Genomic DNA, 18,233 nt, shown 5'->3' with positions numbered 1-18,233 from the left:
CTGGAGACGACCTCACGTCGTCGTCAGTCCTCAGCCCTCTGATTGTCAGTCGTGTCGGGCGATCCGCCATCAGAGCCCCGGGGGCGCCTGGCCAGCGTGAAGGCGGCTGCTCCGGTAAGGAGGGTGCCGGCGCCGCTCGCCATCGCTCCCAAAGCGTTCAGGAGATCTGACGGCTCATTGGCCAGGAATCGGCCGTGGAGACATCCCGGGTTTGGGCAGGGGTTATTGGAGGGCGCGACATACACGTAAGAGCGGCCGCCGGGGTACCAGCCGTTGTTGATGACTAACAGGACTACGCCAGCCAGACTGAGGACGAGTCCTGTGCTGACGATCCAGGAAGAACGCCATTGGTACCCGCGTACGCGGGTGCGCGGGCTACGCATGGAGGCACGTTGACATTGAGCGGCGCGGTACAGCAATACGACGTTCTACGTGTTGAGTTGTTGCGTTGGAAGGGGAGGAGGAGGGGCGAAGCGGTGTGGTACAGCAGAGAAGTACAGCAACCGTGTCAACCGCAGGCGACCGACTCCAACCGCCAGCATCCACGTGACCAGGGCGGATGCCCTCAGCGGCCTTCCCGCCTGTAGTTCGCATCGAGGAGGCCGGGGCACGGTCCCGGGTCGTGCCACTCTCGTGCCAGAACGGACGGGGACTCACGGGGAACCGGGGTACGCAGGGGTGAGTTCCGCCGGACTCTGCCCAAGGTAGGGAATCTGCAGGTCAGACATGTGATCGCCCAACCTCGCTCCTAAAGCGGGTGCACGCGAGCGTGTAAGACGTCCCGGCATGTGGAGGCGCCATGTCGTCATCGGGCGATGCTGACTGAGGAGGATGCGCGCCAACTGGTGCTTGCCGAGATCGACGACGTACGGGGCCACGTCGAGTACAGCCTTCAGATCCTGCGCGTAGAGACCTTGCCGTTCGGGTGGATCTTCTACTCGGGGGCAGTCTGGGACGGTCAGAGCGGACAGCACCCTCGGTTGGGAGGCAACGGTCCTTTCCTGGTGGATCGTGAAAACGAGCGGTTGATCCGAACTGCCACCAGCGTCCCCGTGGCCCGTCAAATCGCCGACTACGAACGCCGGCTACGACGCGAAGCTCACGCCCGGAACACGGCAGCGAAGCGAGCTGCACAGCAGCGCGGTACCGCACCCCCAGCGACCGCCCCCGTCCGCCGTCCCGAAGCGACCGGAATGGCCGTTACTGACCGAACGAGCTAAAGCTACGGATAAGGCACTCCCATGCCACAAGCGCTGGCAGGACACAGCAGCCATGAGTGTCCAACTGCGTGACAACGCCGACGAACCCCGGCGAACAAGCACGGATGCCTGCAGACCATCAACACAGGTGAGAGGCGCTCCAGCCCAAGGCAGCGCCCCCACCCAAGTTGCTTCGGGACGAAGAGGTCGTGGGCTACAGGCCGTCGCGCTCGATCAGCGAGCCATCGGGGCCCAGCGTGTAGAAGCGCGGCGGTCCCATGGTTTCCATGATCCTCCGCAACTTCGCTTCTTCCTCCGCAGGGTCAGGCCCGTGGGGGTCCCGCACGTGGAATCCGTGGAGGTCGATGGCGTATGCGTCGATGTCGTCAGGTTCGGGGCGGCCCTCCTGGACGAAGCCGCAGAGCGCACGCAGGGCGTCTTCGCCCAGGTCCAGCGGGTGAAAGGGCAGGGGGTACGGCTCTTCTTCCTGATCGGGCCAGGGGATGATGTCCGCAGGACGGTCCCCGGCCCAGTAGGGCAGCTCGAAGGGGAGCGGTTCGCCGATGTTCTCGATGATGCCGCTGTCCGGCGACAGACTCAGCGAGCGGACCAGGCGCCCGTCCTCCCACACAGCGAACGCGAGCCAGTCGACGACACTGTGCATGGCGTGCAGGACGAGCCGTCGGCCGGCGCTTGCCGCGACGAGGTGCTCGGGAAGCTGGGACGGGAAGTCGATCATCACCCGTTGGTCGCAGACGATCTCCAGACCCGGCCAGCTTGCGGCGTACGCCCTGTCTTTCGGGGGGTACAAGCCGCTGCCCAGTGCCGAGCCCGCGAGCTGCTCGATCTCCCAGCCTGGGTAAAGGCGCCGCATCATCTCGGACGTCCGCGGCAGGTCCGCCGCCTTCACCTGTCTCAGCAGACCCGGCACCTCGCCGTCGGCATAGATGAGCAGTCCCGTCTTGGCTCCCACAGCCCCTCCCCGATGTGTCGCGCTCGATGGCCGTCGCACCATAGCCACCGGCACTGACATCGCCCCTGACGCACTGACATCGCCCCTGACATCGCCAGGGGGGGTCCGACCGAGTGCCGCCCCGGGCCGTCCCTGGGCTGTACGAGGTCGACCGACGGTGACAGTCGGCGCCCACGGGTGACCACCCCCACCCCGCTCTGGCCTGGGCCACCCGAGTCGATCTGCGACACTGGACGTGTTATGCCTGCACCCGGAGAACTCACTTTCGTCGCCCCGCGCGGAGCCAAGAAGCCGCCGCGGCACCTTGCCGACCTAACGCCCGCGGAGCGCAAGGACGCCGTGGCCGAGATCGGTGAGAAGCCGTTTCGTGCCAAGCAGCTCTCGCAGCACTACTTCGCGCGGTACGCGCACGACCCGGAGGAGTGGACCGACATCCCCGCCGGCTCGCGCGGCAGGCTGCAGGAGGCGCTGCTTCCCGAGCTGATGACGGTCGTACGGCATCTGTCGACCGACGAGGGCACCACGCGCAAGACGCTGTGGCGGCTGTTCGACGGGACGCTCGTCGAGTCGGTGCTCATGCGGTACCCGGACCGGGTCACCATGTGCATCAGCTCGCAGGCCGGCTGCGGTATGAACTGCCCGTTCTGCGCCACCGGGCAGGCCGGACTGGACCGGAACCTGTCCACCGCGGAGATCGTGCACCAGATCGTGGACGGGATGCGGGCCCTCAGGGACGGTGAGGTGCCCGGCGGTCCGGCGCGGCTGTCCAACATCGTCTTCATGGGCATGGGTGAGCCCCTCGCCAACTACAAGCGGGTCGTGGGGGCCGTCCGGGCGCTCACCGACCCCGCGCCGGACGGGCTCGGCCTGTCGCAGCGCGGCATCACCGTGTCGACGGTCGGACTCGTGCCCGCCATCCACCGGTTCGCCGACGAGGGCTTCAAGTGCCGCCTGGCGATCTCGCTGCACGCGCCCGACGACGAGTTGCGCGACACCCTCGTCCCCGTGAACACGCGGTGGAAGGTGCGCGAGGTCCTCGACGCCGGGTTCGAGTACGTCGAGAAGTCCGGCCGCCGGCTGTCCATCGAGTACGCGCTGATCCGGGACATCAACGACCAGGCCTGGCGCGGCGACCGGCTCGGACGGCTGCTCCGGGGCAAGCCGGTGCACGTCAACCTCATCCCGCTGAACCCGACGCCGGGCTCGAAGTGGACCGCTTCCCGGCCCGAGGACGAGAAGGCGTTCGTCGAGGCCATCGCGGCACACGGGGTGCCCGTCACCATCCGGGACACCCGTGGGCAGGAGATCGACGGGGCGTGCGGTCAGCTGGCCGCCACCGAACGGTAGTCTGGCCCGCGTAGGTACATCTTCATATTCCGACAGGGGAGCGCCACAGCGCTGAGAGTGCGGCAACCGGGCCGCAGACCCTCTGAACCTCGCCCAGGTCATTCTGGGTAGGAAGTTCGGTCATCACTCAAGCTGTTGCGCCCTGCCCGGGAGCCGACGGATCCGTCCGAGGCCCCCGGGCAGGGCCGCGTCTCTTCCTGGTCACCTCCAGGAGGAATTCAGTGCACAAAAAGACGTACGTGGCCGTGGCGATCGGGCTCGGCCTGGTCACGCTGTCCGCCTGCGGGTCGTCCGCCGACGCGGGCTCGGGGAACGGGTCGGGGAACTCCAAGACCGTCACCCTCGTCAGCCACGACTCGTGGGCCGTCTCCAAGAGCGTGCTCGCGGACTTCGAGAAGCAGTCCGGGTACAAGGTGAAGGTCCTCGAGGACGGGGACGCGGGGCAGGCCGTCAACAAGGCCATCCTCACCAAGGACAACCCGCAGGGCGACGTCTTCTTCGGCGTCGACAACACGTTGCTGTCCCGGGCCCTGGACAACGGGCTGTTCCAGTCGTACGAGGCCAAGGGCCTGGACCAGGTCGGGACCGAGTACCAGCTCGACCAGGGCAAGCACCGGGTCACGCCGATCGACTACGGCGACATCTGCGTCAACTACGACAAGGCCTGGTTCAGCAAGCACAAGCTGACCCCGCCTACCTCCCTGGACGACCTGACGAAGCCCGCGTACAAGAACCTCCTCGTCACCGAGAACGCCTCCACCTCTTCGCCCGGCCTCGGCTTCCTGCTCGGCACGGCCGCGAAGTACGGCGATGACGGCTGGACGGGCTACTGGAAGAAGCTCAAGGCCAACGGCGTGAAGGTGGTCGACGGCTGGGAGCAGGCCTACAACGAGGAGTTCTCCGGTTCCGCCGGTGGCAAGAAGGCCAAGGGCGACCGGCCGCTCGTCGTGTCGTACGCCTCCTCGCCGCCCGCCGAGGTGATCTACGCCGACCCGAAGCCCACGACCGCGCCCACCGGTGTCGCGGACGGCACCTGCTTCCGGCAGATCGAGTTCGCGGGGCTGCTGAGCAACGCCAAGAACACCGAGGGCGGCAAGGCGCTCATCGACTTCCTGGTCTCCAAGGAGTTCCAGGAGGACATGCCGCTGAACATGTTCGTCTACCCCGTGGTCGAGGGCGCGAAGGTGCCCGCCGAGTTCACCGCGTACGGGCCCGCGGCCAAGGATCCCGAGACCATGGCCCCCGACAGGATCGCCGCCAACCGTGACCAGTGGGTCAAGTCGTGGACCTCGCTCGTACTGAAGTAGCCCCCCGCAAGGGCCGGAAGGGGAACGCGGCGCGGCTCGGGCTCATGGCCCTGCCCGTCGCGTTCTTCGGCGTCTTCTTCGCCTACCCCGTCGCCGCGATCGTCGCCCGCGGTCTGAAGGTCGACGGGGCCTGGCAGTTCGGGCGGATCGGGGAAGTGCTCGCGCAGTCCGACATCCGGCACGTCCTGTGGTTCACCAGCTGGCAGGCGCTCGCCTCCACCGCGCTCACCCTGCTCGTCGCGCTCCCGGGCGCGTACGTCTTCGCCCGCTTCGACTTCCCGGGCAAGCAGATCCTGCGGGCGGTGGTGACCGTCCCGTTCGTGCTGCCGACGGTCGTCGTCGGTACGGCGTTCCTGGCGCTGGTCGGGCGCGGCGGGCTGCTCGACGAGCTGTGGGGCGTACGGCTGGACACGACCGTGTGGGCGATCCTGCTCGCGCACGTCTTCTTCAACTACGCGGTCGTCGTACGGACGGTCGGCGGCCTCTGGGCGCAGCTGGACCCCCGGCAGGAGGAGGCGGCGCGGATGCTCGGCGCCTCCCGGTTCACGGCCTGGCGCACGGTCACCCTGCCGGCGCTCGGGCCCGCCGTGGCGGCCGCCGCGCTCATGGTCTTCCTCTTCACCTTCACCTCGTTCGGTGTGGTGCAGATCCTGGGCGGACCGACCTTCTCCACCCTCGAAGTGGAGATCTACCGGCAGACCTCCGAGATCTTCGACCTGGCCACGGCCGCCGTGCTGACGATCGTCCAGTTCGTGGCGGTGGGCGCGATCCTCGCCGTGCACGCCTGGACCGTACGGCGACGGGAGACCGCCCTGCGGCTGGTGGACGCGTCCGGGACGGCGCGGCGGCCGCGCGGGACCGGGCAGCGGGCGCTGCTGGCCGGGGTCCTCGGCACCGTCGTCGTCCTGATCCTGCTGCCGCTCGCCGTGCTGGTGCAACGGTCGCTGGACGCGCCCGGCTTCGGCTACTACCGGGCGCTGACGTCGTCCGACGGGGGCGCCTTCCTGGTGCCGCCGATCGAGGCCGTCGGCAACTCACTGACGTACGCCGTCGCCGCCACCGCCATCGCCGTGGTGATCGGAGGTCTCGCCGCCGCGGCCCTCACCCGGCGCGACGCCGGGCGGCTCGTGCGCGGCTTCGACGCGCTGCTGATGCTGCCGCTCGGGGTATCCGCGGTGACGGTCGGCTTCGGGTTCCTGATCGCGCTCGACGAGCCGCCGCTCGATCTGCGCAGCTCCTGGATCCTCGTACCGCTGGCGCAGGCGCTGGTGGGCGTTCCCTTCGTCGTACGGACCATGCTGCCCGTGCTGCGGGCCGTGGACGAGCGGCTGCGGGAGGCGGCGGCCGTGCTCGGGGCGTCGCCATGGCGGGCGTGGCGCGAGGTCGATCTGCCGCTGGTGCGGCGGGCGCTGCTGATCGCGGCCGGGTTCGCCTTCGCGGTGTCGCTGGGGGAGTTCGGGGCGACCGTGTTCATCGCACGGCCCGACAACCCGACGCTGCCGGTCGCCGTGGCGAAGCTGCTGGGGCGGGCCGGTGAACTCAACTACGGCCAGGCGATGGCCCTTTCGACGATTCTGATGGTGGTGTGCGCCGCGGCCCTGTTGGTACTGGAGGGGCTTCGGGGCACGGATCGGACGGGGGAGTTCTGATGTTGCTGAGTCTCGCGAGCGCGACCGTGCGGTTCGGCGGGCGGGCCGTGCTCGACGCCGTCGATCTGGACGTCGCCGAGCACGAGGTGGTGTGTGTGCTCGGGCCCAGCGGGAGCGGCAAGTCGACGCTGCTGCGGGCGGTGGCCGGACTTCAGCCTCTGCACGGCGGGCGGGTGTCGCTGGCCGGACGCGACCAGGTGGGGGTGCCCGCGCACAAGCGGGGCGTCGGGCTGATGTTCCAGGACCATCAGCTGTTCCCGCAGCGGGACGTGGGCGGCAATGTGGCGTTCGGGCTGCGCATGCACGGTGCGTCGCGCGGTGAACAGGACGCCCGAGTGGGGGAGTTGCTCGACCTGGTCGGGCTGCCGGGGGCCGCGCGCCGGGCCGTCGCCGCCCTGTCCGGCGGTGAGCAGCAGCGGGTGGCGCTCGCCCGGGCGCTGGCGCCCCGGCCGCGGCTGCTGATGCTGGACGAGCCGCTGGGCCAGCTCGACCGGTCGCTGCGGGAGCGGCTGGTGGTCGAACTGCGGGAGCTGTTCGGCCGGTTGGGTACCACCGTGCTGGCGGTCACCCATGATCAGGGCGAGGCCTTCGCGCTCGCCGACCGGGTCGTGGTGATGCGGGACGGGCGGATCGCCCAGTCCGGCACGCCTCTTGACGTGTGGCAGCGGCCGGCGGACGCGTTCGTGGCACGGTTCCTCGGTTTCGACAACGTGGTGGAGGCGACGGTCTCCGGGGCGGCCGCGGACACGCCCTGGGGCAAGATCCCGGTGGACGAGGGCGCACCGCAGGGGACGCGCACGGTGCTCGTCCGCCCGGGCGGCGTACGGCTGGTGTCGGCGGACGAGGGCCTGCGCTGCACGGTGACCGCGCGCACCTTCAAGGGCACTCATGTCGCCGTGCACCTCCAGCCGGAGGGCGCGCCGCGGCTGGAGGCGGCGTGCGCGCTGCGGGAGGCGCCGGAGGTCGGGGACGCGGTCGGAGTGGAGTTCGACGCGGCGGAAATCGTCGTGCTCGACTGACCGGAGCACCGCTACGGTGTGACGTATGACGCTGCTCGCACATGACCGGTACTGTGACGAAATCGCCCACCAGGTAGGTCAGTTGAGAGCGGTGGTGACCTCCGGCGCGGATCTGTCCGCCACCGTGCCGACCTGCCCGGACTGGACGCTGGAGCAGCTCGTACGGCATGTGGGTGGCGCCCTGCGCTGGGTGGAGCTGACGGTGCGCACGCGCGCGCAGGAGGAGATCCCGGAGGAGAAGGTGCCGGGCCACGACGGACCGGACGCCGAGGGCGACCCCGCCTCCCTGGACGCCTGGCTCGCGGAGACCGGCGACATGATCGGCGGCACGCTCCGGGAGGCCGGCCCGGACGCGGCGGTCTGGGCGTGGGCCGGAGTCCTCAACGCCGGCTTCTGGGCCCGCCGGATGGCCCATGAGATCACCGTCCACCGAGCGGATGCGACGCTCGCCGCCGGACTGCCCTACGAGGTCGCGGCCGACGTGGCCGCCGACGCGATCGACGAGTGGCTGGGGATCATCGAGTTCGTGCAGCGCACGGTGCCGGAACGGGTGGCGGACGATCTGCGCGGACCCGGCGGCCGGAGTATCCATCTGCACGCGACGGACACCGCGCCCGAGCTGAACGCCGAGTGGCTCGTAGAGCTCACCGAGGAAGGGGTGGCCTGGCGCCGCGGCCACGAGAAGGCGACGGTCGCTCTGCGCGGTCCGCTCACCGAGGTGCTGCTCGCCTTCTACCGTCGGCTGCCGCTGGACAGCCCGGGGCTGGAAGTGCTCGGCGAGCGGGAGCTGCTGGAGTTCTGGCTGGAGCGGTCGTCGTTCGGCTGACATGCGAGTGGCCCGCCCCGGTGCGGGGCGGGCCACGGGCGCGTACGCGGTGGGAGGCGGGATCAGCGGTCGCTGTTCGCCCCGCGACGGCGCATGCCGAAGAACACGGCACCGCCACCGACGACGACCAGGGCCGCCGCGACGCCGGCGATCAGACCGGTGTTGGAGTTCGCACCGGTCTCGGCGAGGTTGGAGTCACCGGCCGCGGGGGACGGCGCGTTGCTCGCGGCCTCGGCGGGCGCGGTGGTGGACTCCGACGCCGACGGGGTCGGAGTCTTGGTCTCGGCCGGCGCGGAGGGGGTCTCCGAAGCGGGCGGGGTGACCGGCGGTGTCGAGGTGTCCTCGGTCTTGCAGGCCGTGGACGGTGTGGTCAGGTTCTGCTTGATGTCCTCGTCGACCTGGTTGCCGGCCTTGACGTGGATGCGGTAGACGGCGTTCGGCGCCCAGTCCTCGTCAAAGGTGATGGTGACCCCTGCGGCCGACCCCTTGACCTCCTGCTGGCCGATCTTCTTCTCGTCGGCGCCGTTGCTCTCGAGGAACACGGAGACGACGGCCGAGGTGCGGGAGGCGTCCTTGTCGGTGACGGTGATGACGCCCTTGGTGCCGTCGCACTTGGCTTCGGCGGAGAACTCACTGATGTTGCAGGCGAGCGCGGTGCCCGCGACGCCGAGCGCGAGCGCGGCCGAGGCGGAGGCAACACCGAGGATGCGCACGGAACGACGTGCGGTGCGGCGAGTTATGGACACGTTTGCCCTTCACGGGATGCACAACTGCGGGGGGTTGAAGGGGGAGATGAGGCAACCCCGAGGCGAGTCTCACCACCCCCAGGAGACTCACAGGTTTATAAGCGGTCTGTAAGTAGTGTCAATGCATATGCGCGTCAAGGGCACTTGCTTTGCCTGCCCATTACCCGCCGAGGTGTTTCAACGCCTCCGGAGCCTGCTCGATCCGGTCAACCAGGGCGATTCGGGACTCCATCGACCGCTCCCGCGCGAGTGCCTGGAGGAGGGGCCACGTGGGCAGCTTCTCCGTCCAGTGCCCCCGGTCCACGAGCACCATCGGAGTGGGCTCGCCGCGTGACTCGTAGTAGTTCGGCGTCGCGTTGTCGAATATCTCCTGTACGGTCCCGGCGGCGCCCGGCAGGAACACCACGCCCGCGGTCGAGCGGGCCAGCAGCCCGTCCTCGCGGGTGGCGTTGGCGAAGTACTTGGCGATGTGCGCGGCGAAGGCGTTGGGCGGCTCGTGACCGTAGAACCAGGTCGGGATGCCGACCGAGGAGCCGCCGCCCGGCCAGCGGTCGCGCACCTCGAAGGCGGCGTGCGCCCAGTCGGTGACGGAGGGCCTGAACGAGGGTGCCTTGGCGAGGATCCGGAGTGCCTCGGTGAGCATCCCGTCGTCGAACGGTGCCGCGTACGCACCGAGGTTGGCGGCCTCCATCGCGCCGGGTCCGCCGCCCGTGGCCACCGTGAAGCCGGCTCGCGCCAGCTCCCGGCCGAGCCGGGCGGCACCGGCGTACTCCGCCGTGCCACGCGCCATCGCGTGTCCGCCCATGACCCCCACCACCCGTGCGTCGACGAGGAGTTCGTCGAGGGCGTCGGAGACGGCGTCGTCGTGGATCGAGCGCAGCATGGAGGCGAAGATGTCGCCGTCCGCCTTCGTCCGCTGGAACCAGGTGTACGCCAGCGCGTCCGGTGTCGCCTCGTAGCCCTCGTCGAGGGAGTCGAAGAGCTCGTCGGGGGTGTAGACGAAGCCGCGGTACGGGTCGAAGGGAAGGCCCGGGACGGGTGGGAAGACGAGCGCGCCGGCGGCACGCACCTGGGCGGCCGCTTCCGGGGCCATCGGGCAGCCGAGGAAGACGGCGCCGGCGGTGTCCAGGGTCAGCAGGGTGTCCGTACGGTCCGTCAGGTCGACTGCCTGGACGCGGTAGTGGGACAGGGTGCCCTGCGCGGAGACCACCTCGTCGAACTCGGCGAGGGACTCGATCTCGAGGTCGTGGGAGCCGTCGAACGGCTGGGCGGGTGTCGTCGGATGCACCCGCCCATGCTAGGGCGGCCCTGAGCACGTCCGTCCGGCGGGCGGGTCAGCCCTCGATCGCCGACGGGTCCATCCAGACGATTTCCCAGGTGTGGCCGTCGAGGTCGTCGAAGGCGCGGCCGTACATGAAGCCGTGGTCCTGTGTCCGACCACTGGTCGTGCCGCCCAAAGCGAGCGCCCGGTCGACCAGTTCGTCGACCTTCTCGCGGCTCGGAGCGCTCAGGGCGACCAGGACCTCGCTGGTCTTCGTGGCGTCAGCGATCTCCTTCTGGGTGAAGGTCGCGTAGAACGGCTTGGTCAGCAGCATCGCGACGATGGTGTCGCTGATCACCACAGAGGCCGCGTTGTCGTCGCTGAACTGCGGGTTGATCGTGTAGCCGAGTTCCGTGAAGAACTTCTTCGAGGCGTCGAGGTCGTTCACGGGCAGGTTCACGAAGATCATCTGCTGGTACATGCGGGGTCTCCCCTGAGTCATCGGGTCGGACATCGGTTCCTGATGTTCGGTGGGTAGACCGGGAGGCGCCGCGAAACTCATCGGTGCGAGAGCGGCAGCGCCGCCAGCTCCGCCACGATCAGGGTGAGCGGGGCGAACAGGGCCAGGAGCGCGCCGGCGCGGACGGCGGCTGCACCGCGCAGCATCGTGGCCGGGGCGCCGAGGCGCACCAGCGCGGCGGTGGTGTCGGAGCGGGCCTGCCTGGCCTCGACGGCCGCGGTGAGGAGCGTCGCCACCGTGCAGCCCACCACGAGCAGTGCGCCCAGGGTGGTGAGGGGGGCGAAGGACGGGCCGTTCGGGTCGTACAGCGGTGTGGTGGCGTACATGGCCGACAGTACGGCGCAGACCACGCCGAGGGGGCGGCCGATGCGGGAGGCCTCGTCCATGAGGACGCGGCCGGCCAGCAGGCGGAGGGCGCCGGGGCGGGCCGCTTGCAGGAGGAGTCCGCAGAAGTGGGTGAGGCCCGGGCCGGCCAGGGCGAGACCGAGGGCGGTCAGGAGCCAGCCGACCAGGATGCCTGCGGGGCCGGTGGCCAGGTCGGTGGGGAGTTCTGGGCCGGTGGCGGCGGTGGATCGGCTTGCGTATGCCTCCACGGCGAGTCCGGCGGCGAGGACGGCGACGCCCCACGGGAGTGCGGAGGGGGCTGGGCGGGGGGCCGGGGGGCGGTGCGGGTCGGAGTCGGGGTCGGATGCGTGGTCCGTGGTGCGGTGCGGGTCGGGGTCGGCGTCGGGGGCGAGTGCGTGGTCCGTGGTGCGGTGCGGGTCGAGGTCGCGGACGAGTGCGTGGTCCGGGGTCTGCGGGGCGCCGTCCGCTGCGGCTGAGGGGGCGGTCGCGCGGCCCGGCGCTGACGGGGTGCCGTTCTTCCGTGGGACGCCCGTGTCCGGACCCGCCCCCGCGCCGGCGGCGGAAGCCCGCAGGCGTGCCCCGAATCTGCCGTACGCGCCGAACGTCTCCCGTGCGCTCGCGTAGCCGTACGCGCCGAAGCGGCCGTACCCCCTGGGCGATGTCCGGGTCGGGAGGGGCCGGTGGCCCTTCGGGCGCAGGGCGAGCGCCGTTGCCGTCGAGGCGATGGTCGGGAGGAGGGCCAGCAGGGTGAGGGCGGCCGGGAGGGGGAGGGGGGCGTCCGCGGCCAGGAACTCCACGGCCGCGCCGTCGAAGGGCATGCCCCTGAGATCGCCGCGCAGGTGGAGGAAGACGAGGAGCGCCAGCATCGAGCCGAGCGTGCAGGACAGGGCCGTCGTCGTCGCCGAGATCGCCATCAGCCGGGCCGGGCCGAGCCCGATCGCCGAGAGGCCGGGGCGGGGTTTGGTGGCCGGGTCGGTGCGGGCGACGGCCACCGCGAGGTAGACCGTGGCGGCCAGCGGCACCGCGCACCAGGCCAGCCGCAGCAGGAGCGAGGTGGCGGGGGTGCCCGGGTGGCTCATCGCGTAGCCGAGGGTGCACAGGAGCAGGAAGCCCGTGCCCGCCGACGCCGCCGCCACCAGGAGGCGGCGCAGCTGGACGGCCGCGTGGGCGACGAGGGTCAGGCGGAGAGCGAGCACGCGGCCCGGCCTTCCGTCTCGGCGACCGGAGGCAGGTGCACGGTGTTCACGCACCGCCCGTCGAGCAGCGACACCGTGCGGTCGGCGAGAGCAGCGGTCTCCGCGTCGTGCGTGGCCAGGACGACGGTAATGCCGTGCGAGCGGGCCGCCGTGGTGAGGGTGCGCAGGACGTGGCCGCGGTCCGCGCGATGCAGAGGGGCCGTCGGCTCGTCCGCGAACAGGACCGTCGGGGCGGGGGCGAGGGCGCGGGCGATCGAGACTCGCTGGCGTTCGGCCTGGCGCAGTTCGTGCGGGCGTTTGCGGGACTTGTCGCCGATGTCGAGGCGCTCCAGCCACTCCAGGGCGGCCACCTTGGCCCGGCGGCGGCTGGTGCCGCGCAGCATCAGGGGGAGCGCGGCGTTCTCCCAGGCGTTCAGCTCCGGGACGAGCACCGGTGCCGGGTCGATCCAGCCGAAGCGGTCGCGGCGCAGCCGTTCCCGGGTGACGGGGCCCATGGTGTGCACGGGGACGCTGTTGAACCACACCTCGCCGTGCCGGGCCTGCACCAGGCCGGACAGACAGCGCAGCAGCGTCGTTTTGCCGCTGCCGCGCGGGCCGTTGACGGCGAGGATCTCGCCCTCCCGGACGCCGAGCGAGACGCCGCTGAGCGCGGGCGAGCCGTCGTCGTGCGTGAAGTGCAGGGAGCGTGCCCAGAGCACGTCGTCGTCCGGCTGGGCCTCCATGGGCGTACACCTCGGTTCAGATCCGTAATTCCCTTGCCGTTCCCCCGTCCGGGGGAACGAAGGCAGGGCCGATCGGTCACTGGCACGCTAGGCAGGCGACGGCGGGAGGCCGGACAGCACGCGGCCCCGGGCCGCCGTTTCTCACTCGAACGGTCGACACCGGGGCCGGTGTTGATCATCCCAAAGGAAGATCAACAGGGGAGATCCGCAAGCAACGGGGAAGCTCCACAAGCAGGGTCACAGCTTCGTCCACGCCTCCGTCAGCGTCGCGCGCAGGATCTGCTCGATCTCGTCGAACGTCTCCTGGTTGGAGATCAGCGGCGGGGCGAGCTGGATGACCGGGTCGCCGCGGTCGTCGGCACGGCAGTACAGGCCGTTTTCGAACAGTGCCTTCGACAGGAAGCCGTACAGGACGCGCTCGGTCTCCTCCTCGTTGAACGATTCCTTTGTCGCCTTGTCCTTCACCAGCTCGATGCCGTAGAAGAAGCCGTTGCCGCGGACGTCGCCGACGATCGGCAGGTCGTGCAGCTTCTGGAGGGTGGAGAGGAACGCGCCCTCGTTGTCGAGCACGTGCTGGTTGAGGTCCTCGCGCTCGAACAGGTCGAGGTTGGCCAGGCCCACGGCCGCCGACACCGGGTGGCCGCCGAAGGTGTAGCCGTGCAGGAAGGTGTTGTCGCCCTTGTAGAACGGCTCGGCCAGCTTGTCGCTGATGATGCAGGCGCCGATCGGGGAGTAGCCCGAGGTCATGCCCTTGGCGCAGGTGATCATGTCCGGGACGTAGCCGAACTTGTCGCAGGCGAACATCGTGCCCAGGCGGCCGAAGGCGCAGATGACCTCGTCCGACACGAGCAGCACGTCGTACTGGTCGCAGATCTCGCGCACGCGCTGGAAGTAGCCGGGCGGGGGCGGGAAGCAGCCGCCGGCGTTCTGGACCGGCTCCAGGAAGACCGCGGCGACCGTGTCCGGGCCCTCGAAGAGGATCTGCTGCTCGATCTGGTCGGCGGCCCAGCGGCCGAAGGCCTCCGGGTCGTCGCCGAAGAGCGGCGCGCGGTAGATGTTGGTGTTCGGGACCTTGTGTGCGCCGGGCACCAGCGGCTCGAAGGGGGCCTTCAGCGCGGGCAGGCCGGTGATGGACAGGGCGCCCTGCGGGGTGCCGTGGTAGGCGACCGCGCGGGAGATGACCTTGTACTTGGTCGGCTTGCCCTTGAGCTTGAAGTACTGCTTGGCGAGCTTCCAGGCGGTCTCGACCGCCTCACCGCCACCCGTGGTGAAGAAGACCTTGTTCAGGTCGCCCGGCGCGTAGTCGGCGAGACGCTCCGCCAGCTCCACGGCCTTCGGGTGGGCGTAGGACCACACCGGGAAGAACGCCAGCTCCTGCGCCTGCTTGAAGGCGGTCTCGGCCAGTTCCGTGCGGCCGTGACCGGCCTGGACCACGAACAGACCCGCGAGACCGTCGAGGTAGCGCCTGCCCTTGTCGTCGTAGATGTAGGTGCCCTCGCCCCGGACGATGGTGGGGACGGGTGCGTTCTCGTACGAGGACATGCGGGTGAAGTGCATCCACAGGTGGTCGTACGCGGTTCGGCTGAGGTCCTTGGTACTCACGGTTATCGGGTTCCCCACATGTAGGTCTGCTTCTTGAGTTTCAGGTAAACGAAACTCTCGGTGGAGCGCACGCCGGGCAGGGCCCGGATGCGTTTGTTGATGACGTCCAGCAGGTGGTCGTCGTCCTCGCAGACGATCTCGGCGAGGATGTCGAACGAGCCCGCGGTCATCACCACGTACTCGACTTCCGACATGCCGGTCAGCGCGTCGGCCACGGGGTCGAGGTCGCCCTCGACGTTGACACCCACCATCGCCTGTCGGCGGAAGCCCACGGTGAGCGGGTCCGTGACGGCGACGATCTGCATCACGCCCTGGTCGAGCAGCTTCTGGACGCGCTGGCGCACGGCCGCTTCGGAGAGGCCGACGGCCTTGCCGATCGCGGCGTACGGCCGACGGCCGTCCTCCTGGAGCTGCTGGATGATCGCGAGGGAGACGGCATCCAGGTGCGGGGTGCCGTTCCTGGGCTCGCGGGGCGAGTCCCTCTGGTCTGCGCTTCGACTGGCCACGACCTCACTGTGCACGACGTCTCGACAGTTCCGCAAGGCTGGAGCGATGAAATTCGTTGTTTACGGGACCGAGACTTGCGGATTTCGCAGCCACGATGGGCGTAGGGGTGTTGAAAACGTGGGGCGGCGGATTAGGGTGGGGTGTCTCAGTGAGTGGACAACCGACAGTTCGACCTGACAGGAGGCCGGCAGTGAGCACCGAGCTGCGTCGTCTGCGCAACTACATCGATGGTGAGTTCCGGGAGGCCGCCGACGGACGGACCACCGAGGTGGTCAACCCCGTGACGGGCGAGGCGTACGCGACCGCGCCGCTGTCCGGAGAGGCGGACGTGGACGCCGCGATGGCCGCCGCCGCGGCAGCCTTCCCCGCCTGGCGCGACACGACCCCCGCCGAGCGACAGAAGGCCCTCCTCAAGATCGCGGACGCGTTCGAGGAGCGCGCCGAGGAGCTCATCGCGGCCGAGGTGGAGAACACGGGCAAGCCCGTCGGGCTCACCCGGTCCGAGGAGATCCCGCCGATGGTGGACCAGATCCGCTTCTTCGCGGGCGCCGCGCGCATGCTCGAGGGCCGTTCGGCCGGCGAGTACATGGACGGCATGACGTCGATCATCCGCCGCGAGCCGGTCGGCGTCTGCGCCCAGGTCGCGCCGTGGAACTACCCGATGATGATGGCCGTGTGGAAGTTCGCCCCGGCGATCGCGGCGGGCAACACGGTCGTTCTCAAGCCCTCGGACACGACCCCCGCTTCCACCGTCCTGATCGCCGACATCCTCGGTTCGATCCTGCCCAAGGGCGTCTTCAACGTCGTCTGCGGCGACCGCGAGACCGGCCGCGCGATGGTCGAGCACCCGACCCCGGCGATGGCCTCCATCACCGGCTCCGTGCGCGCCGGCATGTCGGTCGCCGAGTCCGCCGCCAAGGATGTCAAGCGCGTCCACCTGGAGCTGGGCGGCAAGGCGCCGGTCGTGGTCTTCGAGGACACCGACATCGCCAAGGCCGTCGAGGACATCTCCGTGGCGGGCTTCTTCAACGCCGGCCAGGACTGTACGGCCGCGACCCGCGTCCTCGTCCAGGAGGCCATCCACGACGAGTTCGTGGCGGCGCTGGCGAAGGCGGCGTCCGAGACCAAGACCGGGCAGCCGGACGACGAGGACGTCCTGTACGGCCCGCTCAACAATCCCAACCAGCTCAAGCAGGTCGCCGGCTTCATCGACCGTCTGCCCGCCCACGCCAAGGTCGAGGCCGGTGGCCGGCAGGTCGGCGACAAGGGCTACTTCTACGCCCCGACCGTCGTCTCGGGCCTGAAGCAGGACGACGAGATCATCCAGAACGAGGTCTTCGGCCCGGTCATCACCGTCCAGTCCTTCACCGACGAGGACCAGGCGGTGGAGTGGGCCAACGGCGTCGAGTACGCCCTCGCCTCCTCGGTGTGGACCAAGGACCACTCCCGCGCCATGCGGATGTCCAAGAAGCTCGACTTCGGCTGTGTGTGGATCAACACCCACATCCCGCTGGTCGCCGAGATGCCGCACGGCGGCTTCAAGAAGTCCGGCTACGGCAAGGATCTGTCGGCGTACGGCTTCGACGACTACACCCGCATCAAGCACGTGATGACGTCGCTCGACGCGTAGGCCCCGGCGCTCCGGCGCACACTCGCGGCCCCCTGACGGGACATCTCCCGTCAGGGGGCCGCGCTGTCACAGGTGAGCGATCGACAAGGTGTCCGGTCCACCCGGGCCCGCTCGACGCAGCGTCGATTGTCCGGCCACAGCGCGGCACGGCATGCTGCCCACGTGCCCTCTTCCCAACTGCCCTCCCGCCGCTCCCTGCTGCGCGCGCTCGGCGGCACCGCCGCCCTCGGTGCCCTCGCCGGCTGCGGGGTGCCCGCCGCCTACGTACAGCCCGGCGACCGTGCCGCCGCCGATCTGTCCGCCCGTGACAAGCGGCTGACCTGGGCGAACTGGCCGCTGTACATCGACACCGACGACGATGATCCCAACCGGCGGCCCACGCTGGACGCCTTCGAGAAGCGCACCGGCATCTCCGTCGACTACGTCGAGGAGATCAACGACAACGACGAGTTCTTCGGCAAGATCAGCCCCGCCCTGATGAACCACCAGTCGACGGGCCGCGACCTGATCGTCATCAGCGACTGGATGTGCGCGCGCTTCATCCGCCTCGGATGGGTCCAGGAGATGGACCGGGCCAAGCAGCCGAACGTCACCAAGTACCTTGACCCGCTGCTCCGTTCGCCCGCCTTCGACCCGGGGCGCAAGTCCTCCGTGCCCTGGCAGTCGGGGATCACCGGCATCGCGTACAACCGCCGCAAGGTCGGCCGCGAGATCAGGCACGTATCCGACCTGTGGGCCGACGACCTCAAGGGCCGGGTCACCCTTCTCTCCGGCCTGGACGAGGCGTTCGCGCTGCTCATGCAGGGCAATGGCGTCGACATCACCCAGTGGAAGGCCGACGACTTCCACAAGATCTGCGACCAGGTCGAGCAGTACGTGCACAGTGGCCGGATCCGGCGCTTCACGGGCAACGACTACATCAAGGACCTCTCCAGCGGTGATGTCCTGGCCTGCCAGGCCTACTCGGGCGACGTGATCCAGCTTCAGGCGGACGACCCCGACATCGAGTTCGTCGTCCCCGAGGAGGGGGCCGAGCTGTGGGCGGAGTCGCTGATGATCCCCAACCTGGCCCGGCACAAGGCCAACGCGGAGAAGCTCATCGACTACTACTACGAGCCGCAGGTCGCCGCCGAGCTCGCCGCCTGGGTCAACTACGTCTGCCCGGTTCCCGCAGCCCGTGACGTCCTCGCCTCTTCCAAAGACAAGGACACCGCCGCCCTCGCCGAGGACCCGCTGATCTTCCCCGACGCCACCATGCGCAAGCGGCTGGCGATCGCCCGCGACATCACCTCCGGCGAACGATCGGAGTTCGCGAAGCGCTGGAACGCGATCGCGGGGCTCTGACCCGCCGCTCGGCCGATGGTGACGAGGACTTTTGGTCGGC

The 18,233-nt window shown here is 69.7% G+C and carries 15 protein-coding genes; 7 read left to right on the top strand and 8 right to left on the bottom strand.

Annotated elements, in window-relative coordinates; translation table 11 throughout:
• Positions 1 to 1,413: 1,413 nt before the first annotated feature.
• A complete protein-coding gene (locus ABT114_RS24335) occupies positions 1,414 to 2,172 on the bottom strand; it encodes a DUF6928 family protein (RefSeq protein WP_351144959.1) in 759 nt (252 codons plus the stop codon).
• A gap of 240 nt (positions 2,173 to 2,412) precedes the next feature.
• On the opposite strand from ABT114_RS24335, the gene rlmN reads away from it, so the two are divergent.
• From rlmN to ABT114_RS24310, 5 genes are all read left to right on the top strand, one after another.
• On the top strand, positions 2,413 to 3,519 hold the full coding sequence (rlmN, locus tag ABT114_RS24330; protein WP_351144958.1) for a dual-specificity RNA methyltransferase RlmN: 1,107 nt from the start codon (positions 2,413 to 2,415) through the stop codon (positions 3,517 to 3,519).
• 221 nt (positions 3,520 to 3,740) lie between these two features.
• Positions 3,741 to 4,826 (top strand): thiamine ABC transporter substrate-binding protein, encoded by a 1,086-nt coding sequence (locus ABT114_RS24325; RefSeq protein WP_351144957.1) that lies wholly within the window; start codon positions 3,741 to 3,743, stop codon positions 4,824 to 4,826.
• A complete protein-coding gene (locus ABT114_RS24320; RefSeq protein WP_351144956.1) occupies positions 4,802 to 6,475 on the top strand; it encodes an ABC transporter permease in 1,674 nt (557 codons plus the stop codon). The genes ABT114_RS24325 and ABT114_RS24320 overlap by 25 nt, the downstream gene beginning before the upstream one ends.
• Positions 6,475 to 7,494: an ABC transporter ATP-binding protein gene (locus ABT114_RS24315; RefSeq protein WP_351144955.1), complete on the top strand. Its 1,020-nt coding sequence runs from the start codon at positions 6,475 to 6,477 to the stop codon at positions 7,492 to 7,494. Before ABT114_RS24320 ends, ABT114_RS24315 begins: the two co-directional genes overlap by 1 nt.
• Before the next feature lie 25 nt (positions 7,495 to 7,519).
• Entirely contained in the window at positions 7,520 to 8,320 is an 801-nt protein-coding gene (locus ABT114_RS24310; protein WP_351144954.1) for a maleylpyruvate isomerase family mycothiol-dependent enzyme, read from the top strand.
• A 62-nt stretch (positions 8,321 to 8,382) separates the two neighbouring features.
• Here the strand turns inward: ABT114_RS24310 and ABT114_RS24305 are convergent, their stop codons facing one another.
• The 7 genes from ABT114_RS24305 to ABT114_RS24275 all read right to left on the bottom strand — a co-directional run bounded on the left by ABT114_RS24305 (position 8,383) and on the right by ABT114_RS24275 (position 15,233).
• Positions 8,383 to 9,066, bottom strand: coding sequence for an LAETG motif-containing sortase-dependent surface protein (locus ABT114_RS24305; protein WP_351144953.1), 684 nt, complete (start codon positions 9,064 to 9,066; stop codon positions 8,383 to 8,385).
• A 160-nt stretch (positions 9,067 to 9,226) separates the two neighbouring features.
• A complete protein-coding gene (locus ABT114_RS24300) occupies positions 9,227 to 10,354 on the bottom strand; it encodes an LOG family protein (protein ID WP_351144952.1) in 1,128 nt (375 codons plus the stop codon).
• A gap of 46 nt (positions 10,355 to 10,400) precedes the next feature.
• Positions 10,401 to 10,808 (bottom strand): VOC family protein, encoded by a 408-nt coding sequence (locus ABT114_RS24295; RefSeq protein ID WP_351144951.1) that lies wholly within the window; start codon positions 10,806 to 10,808, stop codon positions 10,401 to 10,403.
• A 77-nt stretch (positions 10,809 to 10,885) separates the two neighbouring features.
• Positions 10,886 to 12,388 carry a hypothetical protein gene (locus tag ABT114_RS24290; RefSeq protein ID WP_351144950.1) on the bottom strand — a complete coding sequence of 501 codons (1,503 nt, stop codon included), beginning with the start codon at positions 12,386 to 12,388 and terminating at the stop codon, positions 10,886 to 10,888.
• Positions 12,370 to 13,110: an ABC transporter ATP-binding protein gene (locus tag ABT114_RS24285; RefSeq protein WP_351144949.1), complete on the bottom strand. Its 741-nt coding sequence runs from the start codon at positions 13,108 to 13,110 to the stop codon at positions 12,370 to 12,372. Before ABT114_RS24285 ends, ABT114_RS24290 begins: the two co-directional genes overlap by 19 nt.
• Positions 13,111 to 13,347: 237 nt before the next feature.
• On the bottom strand, positions 13,348 to 14,730 hold the full coding sequence (locus tag ABT114_RS24280) for an aspartate aminotransferase family protein (RefSeq protein WP_351144948.1): 1,383 nt from the start codon (positions 14,728 to 14,730) through the stop codon (positions 13,348 to 13,350).
• Positions 14,715 to 15,233 carry an Lrp/AsnC family transcriptional regulator gene (locus tag ABT114_RS24275; RefSeq protein WP_351144947.1) on the bottom strand — a complete coding sequence of 173 codons (519 nt, stop codon included), beginning with the start codon at positions 15,231 to 15,233 and terminating at the stop codon, positions 14,715 to 14,717. The genes ABT114_RS24280 and ABT114_RS24275 overlap by 16 nt, the downstream gene beginning before the upstream one ends.
• 176 nt (positions 15,234 to 15,409) lie before the next feature.
• Between ABT114_RS24275 and ABT114_RS24270 the strand changes: the two genes are divergently transcribed.
• Both ABT114_RS24270 and ABT114_RS24265 read left to right on the top strand, forming a co-directional pair.
• The gene (locus ABT114_RS24270) at positions 15,410 to 16,849 is read left to right on the top strand and encodes a gamma-aminobutyraldehyde dehydrogenase (RefSeq protein ID WP_351144946.1); all 1,440 of its coding nucleotides are present in this window, start codon (positions 15,410 to 15,412) and stop codon (positions 16,847 to 16,849) included.
• A gap of 162 nt (positions 16,850 to 17,011) precedes the next feature.
• Complete coding sequence (locus ABT114_RS24265; protein ID WP_351144945.1) at positions 17,012 to 18,193, top strand: ABC transporter substrate-binding protein; 1,182 nt, start codon at positions 17,012 to 17,014, stop codon at positions 18,191 to 18,193.
• The last annotated feature ends 40 nt before the right edge of the window (positions 18,194 to 18,233 follow it).

This window comes from Streptomyces sp. NPDC002088 (assembly GCF_040296605.1).
In the GTDB taxonomy this organism is placed as follows: domain Bacteria; phylum Actinomycetota; class Actinomycetes; order Streptomycetales; family Streptomycetaceae; genus Streptomyces.
This window is presented reverse-complemented; position numbering and strand designations above follow the sequence as displayed.